General features: G+C 54.9%; 17 protein-coding genes. 1 reads left to right on the top strand and 16 read right to left on the bottom strand.

What is annotated here, in order from left to right; all coding sequences use genetic code 11:
- Positions 1 to 209 precede the first annotated feature (209 nt).
- From ACI4OH_RS06200 to ACI4OH_RS06125, 16 genes are all read right to left on the bottom strand, one after another.
- Positions 210 to 1,397: a pyridoxal phosphate-dependent aminotransferase gene (locus ACI4OH_RS06200; protein WP_435721021.1), complete on the bottom strand. Its 1,188-nt coding sequence runs from the start codon at positions 1,395 to 1,397 to the stop codon at positions 210 to 212.
- A gap of 150 nt (positions 1,398 to 1,547) precedes the next feature.
- A complete protein-coding gene (gene ahbB / locus ACI4OH_RS06195) occupies positions 1,548 to 2,033 on the bottom strand; it encodes a siroheme decarboxylase subunit beta (RefSeq protein WP_435721020.1) in 486 nt (161 codons plus the stop codon).
- Between the two features lie 65 nt (positions 2,034 to 2,098).
- Positions 2,099 to 2,554, bottom strand: a complete 456-nt coding sequence (ahbA, locus tag ACI4OH_RS06190; RefSeq protein WP_435721019.1) for a siroheme decarboxylase subunit alpha — start codon at positions 2,552 to 2,554, stop codon at positions 2,099 to 2,101.
- Between the two features lie 114 nt (positions 2,555 to 2,668).
- Complete coding sequence (yihA, locus tag ACI4OH_RS06185; RefSeq protein WP_435721245.1) at positions 2,669 to 3,319, bottom strand: ribosome biogenesis GTP-binding protein YihA/YsxC; 651 nt, start codon at positions 3,317 to 3,319, stop codon at positions 2,669 to 2,671.
- A gap of 13 nt (positions 3,320 to 3,332) precedes the next feature.
- Entirely contained in the window at positions 3,333 to 5,759 is a 2,427-nt protein-coding gene (lon, locus tag ACI4OH_RS06180; protein ID WP_439784405.1) for an endopeptidase La, read from the bottom strand.
- A gap of 76 nt (positions 5,760 to 5,835) precedes the next feature.
- Complete coding sequence (clpX, locus tag ACI4OH_RS06175; RefSeq protein WP_439784404.1) at positions 5,836 to 7,116, bottom strand: ATP-dependent Clp protease ATP-binding subunit ClpX; 1,281 nt, start codon at positions 7,114 to 7,116, stop codon at positions 5,836 to 5,838.
- Positions 7,117 to 7,127: 11 nt separating this feature from the next.
- Positions 7,128 to 7,751 (bottom strand): ATP-dependent Clp endopeptidase proteolytic subunit ClpP, encoded by a 624-nt coding sequence (gene clpP / locus ACI4OH_RS06170; RefSeq protein ID WP_432647966.1) that lies wholly within the window; start codon positions 7,749 to 7,751, stop codon positions 7,128 to 7,130.
- 24 nt (positions 7,752 to 7,775) lie between these two features.
- Complete coding sequence (gene tig / locus ACI4OH_RS06165; protein ID WP_432647967.1) at positions 7,776 to 9,065, bottom strand: trigger factor; 1,290 nt, start codon at positions 9,063 to 9,065, stop codon at positions 7,776 to 7,778.
- A 189-nt stretch (positions 9,066 to 9,254) separates the two neighbouring features.
- Positions 9,255 to 9,854, bottom strand: a complete 600-nt coding sequence (locus tag ACI4OH_RS06160; RefSeq protein WP_435721017.1) for a GerMN domain-containing protein — start codon at positions 9,852 to 9,854, stop codon at positions 9,255 to 9,257.
- Positions 9,855 to 9,973: 119 nt separating this feature from the next.
- The gene (locus ACI4OH_RS06155; protein WP_435721016.1) at positions 9,974 to 11,047 is read right to left on the bottom strand and encodes an N-acetylmuramoyl-L-alanine amidase family protein; all 1,074 of its coding nucleotides are present in this window, start codon (positions 11,045 to 11,047) and stop codon (positions 9,974 to 9,976) included.
- Between the two features lie 73 nt (positions 11,048 to 11,120).
- A complete protein-coding gene (locus ACI4OH_RS06150; RefSeq protein WP_435721015.1) occupies positions 11,121 to 11,333 on the bottom strand; it encodes a DUF3006 domain-containing protein in 213 nt (70 codons plus the stop codon).
- The gene (locus ACI4OH_RS06145; RefSeq protein WP_435721244.1) at positions 11,330 to 12,331 is read right to left on the bottom strand and encodes a ComEC/Rec2 family competence protein; all 1,002 of its coding nucleotides are present in this window, start codon (positions 12,329 to 12,331) and stop codon (positions 11,330 to 11,332) included. The genes ACI4OH_RS06150 and ACI4OH_RS06145 overlap by 4 nt, the downstream gene beginning before the upstream one ends.
- Before the next feature lie 91 nt (positions 12,332 to 12,422).
- Complete coding sequence (locus ACI4OH_RS06140) at positions 12,423 to 13,253, bottom strand: HAD family hydrolase (protein ID WP_435721014.1); 831 nt, start codon at positions 13,251 to 13,253, stop codon at positions 12,423 to 12,425.
- Positions 13,254 to 13,292: 39 nt separating this feature from the next.
- The gene (locus ACI4OH_RS06135; RefSeq protein WP_432648110.1) at positions 13,293 to 13,541 is read right to left on the bottom strand and encodes a hypothetical protein; all 249 of its coding nucleotides are present in this window, start codon (positions 13,539 to 13,541) and stop codon (positions 13,293 to 13,295) included.
- A gap of 112 nt (positions 13,542 to 13,653) precedes the next feature.
- Entirely contained in the window at positions 13,654 to 14,268 is a 615-nt protein-coding gene (locus ACI4OH_RS06130; protein ID WP_435721013.1) for a hypothetical protein, read from the bottom strand.
- Between the two features lie 128 nt (positions 14,269 to 14,396).
- Positions 14,397 to 16,250, bottom strand: coding sequence for an acyltransferase family protein (locus ACI4OH_RS06125; protein WP_435721011.1), 1,854 nt, complete (start codon positions 16,248 to 16,250; stop codon positions 14,397 to 14,399).
- Between the two features lie 261 nt (positions 16,251 to 16,511).
- Here ACI4OH_RS06125 and ACI4OH_RS06120 point away from each other — a divergent pair, with 261 nt between their 5' ends.
- Positions 16,512 to 17,696: an SGNH/GDSL hydrolase family protein gene (locus ACI4OH_RS06120; protein WP_435721009.1), complete on the top strand. Its 1,185-nt coding sequence runs from the start codon at positions 16,512 to 16,514 to the stop codon at positions 17,694 to 17,696.
- The last annotated feature ends 72 nt before the right edge of the window (positions 17,697 to 17,768 follow it).

The raw sequence follows: 17,768 nt of genomic DNA, 5'->3' as shown, positions 1-17,768 counted from the left end.
AACAAAACCCATACTCTTATCACCTTCGCATGCATATGTCACACATATGTATTATATATTCCCCAAACATGTCTTATATTCTAACACAAAACACCTTATATTTTCCTTAATTTTTCTTAAAAAAAGAAAATGATTCCCTGTTGCTGTCAGAAAATCATTTTCCCTTAAAATATATGCAGTGATTTCTCCGAAGCTAAGCAGGAGACATCTTACTGGCGGTATTCCTCAGCCAGCTTCTTGAACAGCGGCAGCGAACGCCGGATTGTATCCGTCTTGATGCAGTAGGCAGCGCGGAAATAACCGGGGCAGCCAAAGTCCGTGCCCGGTACGAGCAGCAGGTCGTATTTCTTTGCGCGCTCACAGAACGCATAGTCGTCGTCTTCAAGTGCCTTCGGGAAAAGATAGAACGCGCCCTGCGGCTTGACACAGGTGAAGCCGGCCTCAATCAGGCCGTCGTAGAGCATTTTGCCATTTTTCTCGTACGTCGAAATGTCCGACGGCTTGCCTGCACAGCGGGCCACGACGAGCTGCCAGAGGGACGGAGCGTTGACGTGTGTGAGCACGCGCGCAGCACCGGCAATGGCACCGTAGACGACGTCAGAGCCCTCAAGCTCATCCGGCACGACGATGTAGCCAATGCGTTCGCCCGGCAGCGAGAATGATTTGCTGTACGAGTAGCAGACGAGCGTATCGCGGTAATAAAGGGGAATGTACGGCACCGTGTTGCCCTTATAGGCAATCTCGCGGTACGGTTCATCGGAGATGATGTAAATCGGATGGCCGTATTCCTTTTCCTTGCGCGTAAGGATGGAAGCGAGCTCCTTAATCGTCTCTTCGGAGTAAACAGCACCGCTCGGATTGTTCGGTGAGTTGACGATGACGGCCTTCGTGTGCGGCGTCAAAAGCGCCTCGAATTTGTCGAACTGAATCTGGAAATCCTCGACGCGGGCCGGCACGACAACGAGCTTGCCGCCGACGGACTCAACAAAGCAGCGGTATTCAGGGAAGAACGGCGCGAACGTGACAAATTCATCGCCTTCCTCACAGAGGGCCTTGAAGCAGATTGTGATGGCAGCAGCCGCACCGGCCGTCATAAAGAGGTTCTTGCCGGCAAAATGCGTGCCAAAGCGTTCGTTGATGCTCTGCGCGAGCGTCTCGCGGACCTGCGGATTGCCCGGTGCAATCGTATAGCCATGAACGGCCTCGGGCGGCATCGTCTGCAGGATGTCGATGGCCGCGTCCTTGACAAACTCCGGCGTCGGCACGTTCGGATTGCCGAGACTGAAGTCAAAGATATTTTCCTCGCCTACTTCGGCTGCGCGCTTGCGGCCGAATTCAAAAATCGTGCGGATTGTCGACTTTTTTGTGCCGAGTTCATACATTTTTTCAGAAACCATAGGATATTCACCTTTTCCCTGTTATTGTTATCGTAAAATAGGAAAAACATAGTTCTTCCCGACTTGAACATAGTTAACATTTTACCACAAAATGAAGATAAAAAAAAGAGCTGCCCCGCAGGACAGCCCTTTCTCAATATCGTTATGCTTTTATTCCTGAAAGTACCTCATCGAAACCTTTTTCCATTCATGTTTCGTGTAGAGCATGGCGCGGTTCTCGACATGCGTTTCTTTTGCCAGACCTGCAACGATGCTCTCGCATTCCTCGCGGCTGTGGCCGTGCACCATGGTGTAGAGATTATACGGCCAGTCCGGTGCCGTCGTGCGGTCGTAGCAGTGGGATACAGACGGTGACTCCGCCATTTTCTTTGCGACTTCGTCAAGCCTCTTTGGGTCCACTTCCCAGGCGACGAGGACATTTGACGAAAAGCCGACTTCGCGGTGGCGCAGCACGGCGCCCATTTTGCGGATTTTCTTTTCCGCGGACAAAGCCTTGACGCGCTCGAGGAAGAGTTCTTCGCTGATGCCGACCTCTTCGGCCAGTACCTTATACGGCTCTGCGACGAGCGGAAAATCCCCCTGCAGGGCACAGACTATTTTTTTATCGAGTTCATTCATTGCCGTATCTTCTGCCATAAAAGGCTGACACTCCCCTTCTCTTAAATTTGCAGATTCTGCTTTCTGACCGCAGCTGCTGCGTCTCAGGCCAATTTAAACTGTACGTTGATCTTATACTTTTTCTGAGCCTTGAGGTTCAGCATGCTCTCCACGCCTGGCAGAGCCTTGACTTCCTTGAGGATTTCCCGTTCCTTGTCCAGTGCCGGCGTCAGCAGCGTGAACCAGAGATTGTAGCGGCCCTCACGCTCATAATTGTGCGTGGCCCCCGGATAGCGGTTGATGGCCTCGGCGACAGCCTTCATCTTGTCCGGGTCGACGCGCAGGGCCACGAGCGTGCCCTTGTAGCCGAGACGCGCAGAATTGAAGAACGTGCCGATGCGGCGCAGATACCCCTCTTTTTTCAGGACCTGCAGACGTTCGAGCACGTGCTCTTCCGTCGTGCCGAGTTTTTCAGCGAGTGCCGCAAACGGACGGCTGCAGACGGGCAGATTGCCCTGCAGCAGATTCAGCAAAGACTTGTCAAACGATGTCAGCTCCATGATGCTCTCCCCCATGATATAATTGCTCGTTTCTTCCTATAATATAAGTACACAGCTCTAAAAAAAATTGGACTCACGCGAAACGTGAATCCAATTCATCTTTCGTTATCTTTATTATACTAGAATATCCCGTATGACGTCAAGTAAATCTGAACGCCCTTCATTTTTTACGGAAGAATACGGCAGGATGGAGAGCTCCTTGACGCCGAGCGCGCGGCGGATGGCCGCGATATTCTTCTGGCGGGCGTTTTTGCCGAGCTTGTCGGCCTTTGTCGCCACGATGAGCACCGGAATATTGTTCCCGACGAGCCAGTTGAACATCTCGATATCGGAGGCCATGGGCTCATGGCGGATATCGATAAGCTGACAGACAAACTGCAGCTGCGGCGAGGTCAACAGGTATTCGTCGATGAATTTTTTCCAGATTTTGCGGCGTTCCTTGCCCGTCTTGGCATAGCCGTAGCCCGGCAGGTCGACGAGGTAAAAATCCTTGCGGATGGCTTCTTCGTTCGTCTCCTTGTCGAGAATTTTGGCCGTGAGCTCGAAGAAGTTGATGGTCTGCGTCTTGCCCGGCTGGGAAGAAACGCGCGCCAGGCCGCGGATACGCGTCAAAGAGTTAATCAGCGAGGATTTGCCGACATTGGAACGCCCGATGAAGACGACCTCCGGCAGTTCGCGCTCAGGGTACTGGTCTTTTTTGACAGCCGAGGCAATGTACTTGCCCTGCGTGATGATGACACTTTCGACCGCCTTTTTTTCTGGCATTTCCGGCATAAGCTCAGCCCCTTTCCTCTTTGTTTGCTGTATCTGCCTGCTCCGCACTTTCTGCGGATTCTTTTGCCTCTGTTTTGGCCGCTTTTTTCTCTTCTGGAGTTTCTTTATCTTCGTTATCTTCTCTCGGCAGCAAAGCGACTTTCAGGACTTCGTCCATGTGCTTGACCGGCACGAATTCGAGTTTGTCGCGCACGGGCTTCGGGATGTCCTCGATGTCGCGGACATTTTCCTGCGGCAGGATGATGGTCTTCATGCCCTCGCGGTAAGCTGCGAGCACCTTTTCCTTGAGGCCGCCAATCGGCAGGACGTTGCCGCGCAGGGTGATTTCCCCCGTCATGGCGACATCGCTGCGGACTTTGCGGCCCGTCAGGGCCGAAATCATGGCCGTGGCCATCGTGATGCCGGCCGACGGACCGTCTTTCGGCACGGCGCCTTCCGGTAAATGGATGTGGATATCATCTTTTTCGTAGAAATCCTCGGGCAGGCCGAGTTTGTCGGCACGGCTGCGGATGTAGGAAAGTCCGGCCTGTGCCGATTCCTGCATGACGTCGCCGAGCTGGCCCGTGAGGATGAGTTTGCCCTTGCCCTTGAGGACTGTGACTTCGGTCGGCAGGATGTCGCCGCCGACTTCAGTCCAGGCCATACCCGTGACCACGCCGACCTGCGGCTCCTTCTCGGCCTTCGTCTCGAGGTATTTGAGACGGCCGAGGAAGTCCGGCAGATTGTGCTTCGTCACGCGGATGGGCCTGTCTGCACCTTCGACGATTTTGCGTGCGGCCTTGCGGCAGACCTGGCCAATCAGGCGTTCGAGCTCGCGCACACCCGACTCGCGCGTGTAGTACTCGATGATTTCCTGCAGTACGCCCGCGCCAAAGTGGACATCTTTGCCCGTCAGGCCGTTTTCTTCACGCTGGCGCGCGACGAGATAGCGCTTGGCAATTTCGAGTTTCTCGTATTCCGTGTAGCTCGAAAGCGTGATGATTTCCATGCGGTCGCGCAGCGGACGCGGAATATTGCCGAGGTCATTGGCCGTGACAATCCAGAAGACCTTCGAAAGGTCAAACGGGATATCGATGAAATGGTCGCTGAACGTCTTGTTCTGAGCGGGGTCGAGGACCTCAAGAAGCGCCGACGACGGGTCGCCGTGGTAATCCATCGAGAGTTTGTCGACCTCATCCAACAGAAAGACCGGATTGCGCGTGCCCGCGTTGCGGATGCCTTCGATGATGCGGCCCGGCATGGCCCCGACATACGTGCGGCGGTGGCCGCGGATTTCGGCTTCATCGCGCACGCCGCCGAGCGAGGCGCGGATGAATTTGCGCCCCGTGGCTCTCGCGACAGAGGCTGCCAGCGACGTCTTGCCGACGCCCGGCGGACCGACGAGGCAGAGAATCGGCGCACTCTTGTCTTTTGCCAGCTGATGCACGGCGAGGAAGTCGAGGATGCGGTCCTTAACTTTCTTCAGGCCGTAATGGTCATGGTCGAGGATTTTCGCGGCCTTCTCAATGCTGACGGTATCTTTCGATTCCTTTTCCCACGGCAGCTCCAAGAGCCATTCGACATAATTGCGGATGACGCTTGTCTCCGTGTTCATGCTGTTCATGCTCTCAAGGCGATGCAGCTCGCGCTCCACGGCCTTCTTGACTTCGTCCGGATATTTGCCCTCGCTTAGTTTTTCGCGGTAAAGCTCGATGTCCGAGGCCATGTCGTCCTTGTCGCCGAGTTCCTTGCGAATGACCTTCATCTGTTCGCGCAGATAATAGTCGCGCTGCATCTTGTCCATCTTCTGGCGGACCTTGACGTTGATTTTCTGCTCCATGTGCAGGATTTCGAGCTCGCGCGCGAGGACCTCGTAGAGTTTCTTCAGGCGTTCCTTGACATCGATGCAGTCAATGAGCTCCTGACGCACCTCGAGCTTGAGGTTCAAATGGCTCGCGATGAGGTCAGCCAGACGGCCGGCATCGTCGATGATGGCAACGGAGACCAATGTCTCCTCCGGAATCTTCCTCGAAATCTTGACCCATTCTTCAAATTCGTGGATGACCGCACGCGTCGCGGCTTCCATCGGCAGGGATGTATCAATCGGGTCCGTGTAGACCTCGACATCGACCTCGTCGTAATCATCCAGGGAACGGTATTCCTCGATGGCCGCGCGTTTCTCGCCCTCGACGAGCACGCGGACGGTGCCTCCCGGCATCTTGATGAGCTGGCTGATGGAGACGACCGTGCCAATCGGGTAAATATCCTCGCGCTTCGGGTCATCCTGGTCGGCATCGCGCTGCGCCGTCAGCATAATGCGGCGGTCGCCGACCATGGCTTTTTCGAGAGCCGCGAGCGACCGTTCACGGCCGACGTCGAGATGAATGATCATATAGGGAAATACCACCATGCCGCGCAGCGGCAAAAGCGGCAATGTCTTCTTTTCCGGCATATCTTTCCCTCCTTTAACAAATAAATCTATATAAAATACAAGGCGCTGCCTTGGCAGCGCCTTGCTAAAATCCGCCTCAGGCAGATTCTTCTTTTCCGTCCTTACTCTTGGCCTTCGCCTTTTCGTCGATGGTCAGGATCGGATCTTTCTTGGATGTGACGACATCCTTCGTCACCCGGCAGGCCGTCACGCCTTCAATCGAGGGGACTTCATACATGACATTGCGCATGATGCCCTCGATGATGGAGCGCAGGCCGCGGGCCCCTGTCTTGCGCTTCAGTGCCTCTTTGGCAATCTGGCGCAGGGCGTCGTCGTCAAACGTCAGCTTGACTCCGTCGAGTTCGAGGAGCTTCTGATACTGCTTGACGAGAGCGTTCTTCGGCTGGGTCAGGATGTTCACGAGTGCGTTTTCATCGAGCGCGTCGAGTGTCACGACGACAGGCAGACGGCCGATGAACTCCGGAATCAGGCCGCTTTTTAAGAGGTCCTCCGGCAGCACTTTGCGCAGCGTATCACCGATGCTCTTCTGGCGCTTCGACTTAATCGGCGCACCAAAGCCCATCTGCTTCTGACCGAGACGCGACTCAATGACCTTGTCGATGCCGTCAAAGGCACCGCCGCAGATAAAGAGAATATTCGTCGTGTCAATCTGGATGAGCTCCTGATGTGGATGCTTGCGGCCGCCCTGCGGCGGTACGGAAGCCGTCGTTCCTTCGAGAATCTTTAAAAGCGCCTGCTGGACGCCCTCGCCCGACACATCGCGCGTGATGGACGGATTCTCGGATTTGCGCGCAATCTTATCGATTTCATCGATGTAGATGATGCCGCGCTCGGCCTTCTCGACATCGTAGTCGGCGGCCTGAATGAGCTTCAACAGGATATTCTCAACGTCTTCACCGACATAACCGGCTTCCGTCAGCGCCGTCGCGTCCGCGATGGCAAACGGCACGTTGAGAATACGTGCGAGCGACTGCGCCAAAAGCGTCTTGCCGCTGCCCGTCGGGCCAATCATGAGGATGTTGGATTTTGCAAGTTCCACATCCTCCGCTGCTTTGCCCTGACCCATATTGATGCGTTTATAATGGTTGTAGACAGCCACGGACAAGGTCTTTTTAGCCTCGTCCTGTCCAATGACGTACTGGTCAAGGATTGCACGGATGTCCTTCGGTTTTGGGACGTCCTTGAGCTCGACCTCGACATCGTCGTTGAATTCCTCTTCGATGATTTCGTTGCAGAGCTCGATGCATTCATCACAGATGTAAACACCAGGACCGGCTACCAGCTTGCGCACCTGGTCCTGCGTCTTGCCGCAGAACGAGCACTTGAGCTGGCCTTTTTCATCCCCAAACTTCAACATGACCTCACCTCTTACGCCTTGGCTTCTGACTTCTTACCCTTCTTGGAAGAGCCTGCCGGACGAGTGATCACTTCGTCGACGAGGCCATAAGCCTTGGCTTCTGCAGCCGTCATGAAGTTATCGCGTTCCGTATCGGCAACGACCGTCTCGCGGTCCTTGCCCGTCGACTCTACGAGGATATCGTTGATGACTTCACGGATGCGCTGAATCTCGCGCGCCTGAATCTGGATATCCGTCGACTGGCCCTGTGCGCCGCCAAGCGGCTGATGAATCATGATGCGGGCATTCGGCAGCGCATAGCGCTTGCCTTTGGCACCTGCCGTAAGGAGCAGTGCGCCCATGCTCGCAGCCTGACCAATGCAAATCGTCGAAACATCCGGCTTGATGTACTGCATCGTATCATAGATAGCCAGACCTGCCGTGACGACACCGCCCGGGCTGTTGATGTACAGATGGATGTCCTTGTCCGGATCTTCGGATTCAAGGAACAAGAGCTGTGCAACGACCGTATTGGCGACAGCGTCGTCAATCGGCCCGCCCAAAAAGATGATGCGGTCCTTTAAAAGACGCGAATAGATATCATACGCGCGCTCACCCGTGTTGGAACGCTCTACGACCATTGGTACATAACTCATAGGTATACCCCCATATCAGGGCGATTATTCAGCGATGTTGTCGATGATGAACTGTGCCGTCTTCTTGCGGAGTACGGATGCAGCCAGATCGCCGATGCGGCCCTGTTCTTTGATGATTTTCTGGACCTGCTGCGGCGTAGCGCCATAAGCAGCTGCCATAGCAGCGACCTCAGCATCCAGATCTTTACCTTCTACTTTAATGTTCTCAGCTTTGGCAACTTCCTCGAGCATGAGATCCGTCTTGACGTTCTTCTCAGCCGTCTCGCGATACTGTTCGCGGATCTTGGCGATGTCCGTGCCGGCGTACTGCAGGTACTGCTCGAGCTTCATGCCCTGCTGCTCAAGGCGCATAGCCATTTCCTGAATCATGGCCGTTACGCGGTTGTCAATCATGACAGCCGGGATGTCAACCGTGATGTTGTTCGTAGCCATCTCGATGGCAGCGCTCTTCTGGTCGTTCTCAGCCGTGCGCTCTGCGTTCTCTTCGAGGTTCTTGCGGATGTCAGCCTTGAGCTCGTCAAGAGTCTGGAACTTGCTGACTTTCTTAGCGAGTTCGTCATCGATAGCCGGCAGCTCTTTCGTCTTGATGCTGCGGATCGTGCATTTGAACGTAGCGTCTTTGCCAGCGAGCTCTTTGGCATGGTACTCTTCCGGGAACTTGACGTTGACGTCACGCTCTTCACCGATCTTAGCGCCGATGAGCTGATCCTCAAAGCCCGGGATGAAGCTCTTGGAACCAATCTGCAGCGGATAATCCTTGCCTTCGCCGCCGTCGAAAGCTTCGCCATCGACAAAACCCTTGAAATCGAGCGTCGTGAAGTCGCCGTCTTTGACTTCTGCACCTTCCGGAGCGTCAACGAGCTTGCCCTGACGGTCCTGGAACGTCTTGAGCTGTTTCTCAACATCCTCATCCGTGATGTTGACGGCAGCCTTCTCTACTTTAAGGCCCTTGTATTCGCCGAGTTTAACTTCCGGACGCGGCGTAACCGTAGCCTTGAAGACGAGGTCCTTGCCCTCTTCGAGCGTAACGATGTCAACATTCGGACGCGTTACCGGCTCGATCTTCTGCTCATCAAAAGCATTGTTGAGGGCCTTCGGAGCAACGATATCGAAAGCTTCCTGCAGGACAGCATCCTTGCCAACGTGACGCTCAACGATCATGCGCGGAGCCTTGCCCTTGCGGAAACCCGGGATATTGACGCGGTTTGCAAGGCGCTTGCAAGCCTGCTCAACGGCCTTGTTGACTTCTGCTGCCTCGACTTCAATCGTCAGAGTGACCTGCTGGTTCTCTCCATTTTCTACCGTAACTTTCATTGTGTAAAATGACCTCCTGTATCATTTAATTGCATATTGATTGGCCAGTTCCGGCTTGGTCAGCCACAAAAACATGCCATATGGATTTTATCATAACATAAAGTGCGCAGAAATACAAGGATTTCTGCGCACTTGCGGCTCATAAAGTCAAAAAATCAATATTTTACTGTATAAAGATTGACGCAGAGCTTATTTGAGCAAATCCGTCATGCGCGTGAGCGGCTGGGTGAGGTCCATGTGGCCGCCGAGGGTTTCGACTTTTTTGCCCTCGATGAGGATCTGGACTTGCTTGACTTCCGGGAATTCCGTCAGGGTGTCGACGATGGAGCCGACGAGCATGGTCTCACCGGTCGAGCCGCCGACGAAGTTCTTTTTGAGTTCCTGCGAGAAGTCAACCGTGGCCGTGCCGTTCTCGACTTTGACGCTCTTGAGTTTGGCCTGTTTTGGGATGATGTTCGTCTGGCCCTTCTCCGTCGTGCCTTCCATCAGGGATTCCATGGCTGCCGTGTATTTTTCCTGCTGGTCGAGCGTTACCGTGCGCTTGACGGCGATGAGCTTCGTGCCCTGGTCGTTCGGGTAATAGACCTTGATCGTGAGTTTCTGGTCTTTCTTCTGCGCGCCCGAAGACGAGCTTGCCGAGCTTGCCGGCGCCGTGTTTTCTGCCTGCACGGACGAGGACGAGCCATTGTCGGCTGCTCCTTTGCCGTTCGAGTTGCCGCCACAGCCCGCCACGACGACGAGAGCGAGAATGGCAATGCCCATCAGCATATACCGCAAATACTTTTTCATTCTGCTTCATCTCCTATTCTGTTTCGATTGCATCCGTAGCATTATTCAGCATCATTCGCTGTTATTAGTTATTGTAGGAAGAATTCTGCGTTGTAAGCAACTTTTCCTGCTGATTTTGCTCAGTTGCCGCTGAAATAACGGCCGATGGCACGCGCGATAGCTGTCGCGAGCTTCATCTGGTACTGGCTGTTGGCGAGCAGCTGTTCTTCGTGCGGGTTCGTGATGAAGGCGAGTTCGGCAAGTGTGGCCGGCATGCTCGAATGCTTGATGACGTAGAAGTTTGCCGTCTTGACGCCGCGGTTGAACAGGCCTTCGGCTTTGTCGAGTTCCTCGTTGACGAGCGTCGCGAGGCGTTCGCCCTTGGAAGAACCTGCATAATAGTACGTCTCCATGCCGTTCGATGCCGGATTTGAGAAGGCGTTGCAGTGAATCGAGACGAAGATTTCTGCGCCCGGCGTGTATTCGCCGACGTTGACGCGGGCCTGCAGCTCCTGACGGTCCGTCGCGAACGGGCCGTAGACATCGCGGTCGCTGTCACGCGTCATCGTGACGCGCGCACCGGAATTTTCAAGAATCGTGCGCAGGTCCTTCGAGACGCCGAGGGTAACCGAGGCTTCCGTCACGCCCGTCGGACCGACGGCACCCGTATCGCTGCCGCCGTGGCCCGGGTCGATGACGATGGAATGACCCTGAACGCCGTCAACACGCTCAGACGAGCTGTTTACACCGCCCGAGGCGAAGAGGTCAATGACAAGGCGGTACGGTTTTTTCGCCTTGCGGTCGGCCGGCTCGGCATGGACGGCATAGCTGCCGTCAAGCACCGGATTCGCACAGTCGATGAGCACCTGCGTATGACGCGCTTCGAGCTCATGGATATGGACGCCCTTGGAAAGCTTGCTCTTGGGCGCGTAGTTCGCCTTGAGTTTGCCCGGCACCGTATTCGAGAGGTCGATGACGAGCTGCTTCTGCAGGTAAGGACGCGTCGTGACATCGTACGTCACGTTGTCGCGGTCCATGCCGATTTCGATGCGCAGGGCCTTGCGGCCGTCGACCGTCGTCTCATACGACTGGAAATAATTGAGGCTGTGCACGGCCTCGCGTTTGGCAGCTTCGGTGTTCTGCGGCATGAAGAGAGCCGCAAACGAAATGAGCATAGCAAATACCGCTGCTATGCGGCATATTCTGCTGAACAAAAAGAGTTCCTCCTTAAACGTTAGAAACGGGATATCGGGAATTTCGTCAATCATCAATAATCGTCAGTAATTGTCAATCGTCTTTGAGCAGGTCAAGTGCTTCCTGCTCGGCTTTTTCCGTGGTTTCTTTGTCATAAGTGATGTCGAGGCGCAGGTAGTCGCCCTCGCCGACGCCCTCCGGCAGATAACTCTTGGGGAAATTGACTTTCTTCATATTGTCGTCTTCGCCGAGATAAAGTACGGCGAGGTCGCCTTCAAAGCGGTCAACATAGGCGGAAATCGTCATTGTGCGTCACCTTCCTCTGCCTTGATGCTGTAATCCTTGCCATTCGTCGTCACAGTAATCGTGCCGTTCTTGTCGGTCTCGTAGACTTTGCCCTTATAGGTCTGTCCCTTGTCGTTCTTGACGAGCTTTGTCTTCTTCTGCGAGCCGTCGCGGCGGTCTGTGTAGGTGCTCTTGCCGAGATAGCGCGCGAGCACGTCCGTGTGCGGATGGCCGTAATCGTTGTTCACGCCGCAGGAAATCAGGACAGCGTCAGGCCAGACGGCCTTGAGGTACGGCACGGAAGAGCCCGTGCTGCTGCCGTGGTGCGGGGACTTCAAAATCGTGCTCTTGAGGTCCGCTGCATTCGTCTTTAAGAGCTGTTCCTCGACCGGCTGCTCGGCATCGCCCGTGAACAGCATCGAGAAGTCGCCGTAGATGAGCTTGCCGACAACGGATTCGTTGTTCGGGTCATGCTTGTAGCCCTTCTGACTGCCCTTGTCGATGAGCTCCTGCGTCGGATAGAACACCTTGAACGAAACGCCGCCGCCAAAATCGAGCACATCGCCGGCCTTGAGTGCCTGACGCTTGATACCCTTGGCTTTGAGCTGTTTCATGTAGCCGAGATAAACCTTGGACGTGGACGGCTGGCCGTTGTCGTAGACCTCGCCGACCTGATAATCCTTTAAAAGCACGTCCATGCCGCCGATGTGGTCGGCATGAGGATGCGTCAGGATGACCTTGTCGATTTTCTTGACGCCGGCCTTGTCGAGCTCGCGCTTGAATTTGTCGCGTTCATCGACATCACTCGTATCGATGAGCACCGTCTGCTCGGCTGTCTGAATGAGAATCGAATCCCCCTGTCCGACGTTGAGCATCTTGATCGTGACATCCTTGCCCGCCTGTGCCGTTGACGAAGACTTCGCACTGGCCGCCGATGAAGAAGACGAGGACGAGGATGACGTCTGGCTGCCGCAGCCGGCGAGGACCGCCACAGCCAGCATGACGATGCCAAGAATCATGCCAATTTTCTTTCTCAAAATCGTTCCCCCTAAACCAAATAAACCAAATTTCTTTATGTACTAAAATGCTGCTCAGGCTTTTGCAGGAGCATCAGAGCAGATACTGCTGGATGCCGGCAGCCACACCGTTGTCGTCGACGGACGGCACGACGTGGTCGGCGATTTCCTTGAGCTGCGGCCGCGCGTTGCCCATGACAAGGCTCGTGCCGACCGTCTCCATCATCTCGATATCGTTGAGCCCGTCGCCAAAGGCAAAGCTGTCTTTGACGGGGATGCCGAGATACGACAGGGCATGCAGAATGCCCGAGCCTTTCGTTACATCCGCTGCATAGAGCTCCATATTCTTCTTATGGTACGGGTCCATGAGGCCCGTAAGCCCCGGCCATGCGAGAAGTTTGTCAAAGAGGCCGTGGCCGCCCGCATCCTCCGACGCAAACTCCATCTTGGCCACATCGATTTTCTTGAGGTCGTAATGGCGCACGAATTTTGTCACGTCGACATCGATGCTGCGGTAAAAGTTTTCCGTGAGCTTGTACTCGGGCTTCAGATAGACATTCTGCGTGCCCTCGAGAATGTATTCGACATCGTGCTCCTCGGAAAGTGCGGTGATCTCCTCGACCGTCTTTTTCGGCAGCGGCTGCTTGTAGACGACTTTGTCGCCGAGCAGCACGACTGCGCCGTTCATGAGCACATAGCCGTCGAACAGCCCTTCCTGTGTGAGCTCCGGGTCAAGATATACATAGGGCCGGCCGCTCGCGATGAACGTGCAGTTTCCCGCTGCGCGCAGGGCGCGGATGGCCTTTTTGACGGGCTCCGCGATATGCGTCTGCCCCGTCATGATGTTGATGAGCGTGCCGTCGATATCGAAGAACACGGCTTTTTTATGTTTGTTCTGTTTGTTCTGCTCGTTCTGCTGTTCCACAGACATTCCCCCTAAATCCCCAAAAGAACGATAAAAATATCAGGACTTCCGATAATAAATGACACAGCGCGCCAGCGTCAGGACGAACCAGATGGCAAATGTCACGATGAAAATCAAGTCAAACGTCGACATGTTGTCAAAGTCCGTCGCATAAAAGATGTAGACGGCTGCAATGCCAATCATGATGTCCATCGGCTTGATGGCCTGCTTGAGCCAGCTGTTCGGCCCCCCGGCCTGCGGCTGATTTGTGCGCTTCGGCAGATTTTTATTCATATGATTCTTAGACAAATGAAAAACCCCAATCTCTAGTGTATTCTTGTTTCTATACTACTCGAGATTGGAGTCGGATTCAAGTGTTTTGGAACCTCGATGAAAAATCCGTTACATGAAATTTTATGGCTTAACGGTACTCAAGGTCGCGCGTGCCGCGGCGGATTTCCTCCGAAACCGGCAGGCTCGCCTCATAGCGGCGCACGATGACCGAAGTCGTCAGGACACCGGCGAGAAGCACGATGGCGACGAGCAGGATGACGCGGGCCGTCGAGTTGTCGCTGTCCTCATCACCCGAGAACAGGCCGCCGAGCCCCTGCTGGACACTGTCGAGTGCCGGGCCAAAGCTCTGGATGGCGTTGTACGTGTTGTAAGCCTGAGCAAAGGTGTTCCAGCCTGCGACACCGAGATTCGACAGCGACTTGTCGCGGGCAAAGGCAATCCACGACTGAATCGTGATGAAAATGCCCGAGCCAATGAGCGGCACGATGATCATGAGGTAGATGAGGTTCATCATGACACCGAGCATCGCGGGCGGCAGATAGCCCGTGCTCACGGCGATGTAGCCGACGACTACGGCGTAGACAAACGTAAAGCCCGCAGCCGACTGGATGGCACCGCACCAGGCGAGCAGGCGAATCCAGCCGCCGACAGCCTTTGATTCGGCCCAAACGCGGCCGACATTGCGCGCATTGAGAAAACTGATGACGAGGTTGACGCCAAGGACAAGAATCAGCATCAGCATAAGTATCACTCCTTTTAAAATCTAGCTTAAAGTATAAGCGGCGATTCTGAAAAGTAAAGGAAAGCCCCTGAAATAATGAGCTTTCCTTCCCCTTTATTTTTCAATTTTATGTTTCAGTCTTCACGGTTTCACGACTCTGCGTCATGGTCAGCAGCAAGCGTCCGGACCATCGTATCGTGCACGAGCTTTGCATAGGCCTCCGTGCCCTGGTCATTCGGGTGGATGCCGTCTCCCGACAGCCAGTCCGGATGCTGGGCAATCAGGCTGTACCAGTCGACAATCGTGACATTCGGATGTTCCTGAACCATGTTCGCGAGGTAATCGTTGTTCGTCTGCTGCCACGAGAGTTCCGGACAGTAGACATTGACCCAGAAGATATGGCGGTCGGGGCCGAGATACTCTAAGAGAGCACGCGTCTGGACTTCGTATTTCTCGTAGCCGGCAATCGGGCCGTTCGTGCCGAGCGCGATGACGACGTTTTTGCCGAGACGTCCCTGTGCATCGAGTTCCTTCGCCGCGTCCAGGCCGCCGCCGACATAGCGCGAGACCTCGGCGTCGATGTAGCAGCCCGGCAGCACCTTGCGCAGATCCCCCGAGGAACCGAGCATGACGGAGTCGCCGATGCAGGCCACGCCCGAAAGGTCGACATTGGCGTCATCGACATTGCCATCGGCTGCTGCAGGAGCAGTCTGAGCTGCGGCCGCATCATTTGCCTGCTGCTCTTCAGCCTTGTTGGCCGCGAGTCTTGCCTGCAGCTCTCCGGTATCGCTGACTTTCTGCTCAGCGGAGACGACGACAGCATGGCTGCCAAAGCCCATAAATGTCAGCCCCGGCACCGTAAAGGCCAGCAGAAAAGCGCAGGCCATGGCCACATGATGGCCGTTGAAGGCCGGCAGGCGGCGCGTCGTGATGACACTCGCAAGGGCGTCCGACCAGATGGTCAGGAGCAGAATGGCGGCGATTTCGAGTACGGCGTAATACGGCAGCTGAATCCAGCCCATCTTCGCGAAGAGGTAAATGACCGGATACTGCCAAAGATAAATGCCGTAGCTCCGCTTGCCGAACCAGCCGAGCCATTTAAGCGCGGGACTCTCGAGCATCGTGCCGATGAGCAGGCGGCTGTCAGCCGTCAGCAGCAAAAGCAGGCAGAAGACAACGGTCATGAGCAGCATGCCGCCCTGATACGTGAAGGAATTCTGCCCGTCCAGCAGGAAGTACGAGGCAATCGTCACGCCGAGCAGCAGAGGCCAGCCAAGATAACAGAGCACGGTCTGCCACGAAGAGAGACGCCCCGCGGGCCTGTCGACCCACCAAAGGCCGAGCACGGCACCGAAGAGCAGCGCGTAAATACGCGTATCCGTACCATAATAAAGACGCGTGACGTCCATATTTGGCTCATACATCAGCGGCATAACGGCGGCCGAGCCGAGAGCCAGCACCGCCATGACGGCCAGTCCTGCCCTGCGCCCGACAAGAATATCAAGAAATGCGTAAAGGGCAAACAGCACCGGCCAGATGAGGTAATACTGCAGCTCGATGCCCATGAACCATAGATGCGTAAACGGCGAGGCATTCGTCAGGCGCGTGAAATAATCGGCGTTCTGCGCAATCTGCCACCAGTTGTTGTAACCAAAGACGATGGAGAAAAACTCCGGCCGGACGGCTGCCACGGCCTTCGGCAGGACAAACGAGAAAATACCAATCGTCGTCAAAAGCACGATTAAAAGCGACGGATAGATGCGCTTGATGCGCTTCCAGTAATAATTTTTGACGCGGAAACGGTGTTCAAGCCAGCTTCTCTTGCTCGTATAGGCAAGCAAAAAGCCCGTGAGCACGAAGAAAAGCGAGACGCCGAGATAGCCGCCGGGCAGTCCGTCCGGAAACATGTGAAACAGCGTGACACCGACAATTGCCAGCGTGCGCAGTACATCGAGTCCCTCAATATGCTTCCTGCCGGCTGTTGGCCTCCCAAATAAAGCCACTAAAATCAACCCCTATTATCTATCATATCTATTAGCATCTTATGTCATTTATTTTTCTTTATTGTGAAAATTTTCTGCGCACTTGTTTTCGTGCGCCTTCACACATATAATTTATAATATAGAATACTATGAGAGAAAAAGCAAGCCGCAAAATGAAAAACAAGCAAGAAAACGCGAACGAACATCTATTATAATAGGAAGGAACAACAACGCACGATGATACAGTTCGGAAAATCCCGGAAAAAGGAACGAAACAACCTGTTGAAGAAAATCATGCTCTTCTGCACGGCAGGCCTGCTGCTGCCTGCTGCTGCCCTTGCCGCAGAAATTCCGGCAGACTCCCCTGCCCTTCATTACGAAGGCCGCTGGCAGGCGGAAAAAGACGGCAGCCGCGCCGCGGCGCAGGGAGCCGTCTATATCGAAGCAGATTTCACCGGCACGGAAGTCAGCGCCAAACTGCACGACGAGAAAAACCGCTGGCTTATCACGATTGACGGTCAGCAGCCGAAAAAAATCCGTGCCGCGCAGGGCCAGCCAACTCTGCTCGCCAAAAATCTGCCCGACGGACGCCATACCCTGCGCCTTGAACGCGCGACCGAAGGCCTGTACGGCATCAGCCATTTTGACGGCCTTGTCACCGACTCGACTGACTCGACTGACTCGACTGACTTAACCGATTTAACCGACTCAAGCGGCTCAGCTGTTGCCAAAGCAGCACCAGCGGCAAAGTCAATTTTCCCGGCTTTATCGCCAAATCCCCGTCTCAGCACGACGAAAAAAATGCGCCTTGAATTTATCGGCGACTCCATCACGGCCGGTTTCCGCAACGACGGCAAAAAGCACGGCAAAAATGACGCCGACATTGAAGACGGCTCCATGTCCTTTGCCCCGCAGCTCGCGCGCCTGCTCCACGCCGACTACAGCGTGCTCGCCAAATCCGGCGAGGGCGTCGTGCACAACTGGGGCGCCGCGTGGCCCGACAAGGGGCTCCATACCGCAGAACGATACCGCTGGACCTTCTTTGGCGGCAGAAAAGTCAAGGAAAATACTCTCTGGCAAAGTGAAAAGCTCCCCGTCGATGCCGTCATCATCGCCATGGGTACAAATGACTTCAGCGACAAAAAGCGCCGCCCCTATCATCAGGAATACGTCAAAGCTTATCTTGACCTCATTCATACCGTACACGAAATGAATCCCAAAGCTCCGCTTATCTGCCTGGAGCCCGTACCGAGCATGATTACGCCGCTCGCTGGCCTCTGGATTGCAGAAGCCAGCCAAAAGGCCGCGGCCGAGGGCCTGCCTGTCACCTATATTCCCCTCAATATCCCGCAGCCCCTGCTGCAGGCCGAAGATTTCGTCGGCGACGGCACGCATCCTACCAAAGCAGGCTCTGCCAAGCTCGCGGCCTTCCTTGCCCCACAAATCACAAAAATTCTTTTCCCCTGAACAAATTGACAAACGAATTGGAAACAAACAAAATCCCTGATTCCGCCTTTCAATCTTTCAATTGAATGGAAT

The sequence above is a fragment of the Mitsuokella apri genome, assembly GCF_051886055.1.
In the GTDB taxonomy this organism is placed as follows: domain Bacteria; phylum Bacillota; class Negativicutes; order Selenomonadales; family Selenomonadaceae; genus Mitsuokella.
Note: the sequence above shows the minus strand (reverse complement) of the source record. Positions and strands in the feature narration are given on the sequence as shown.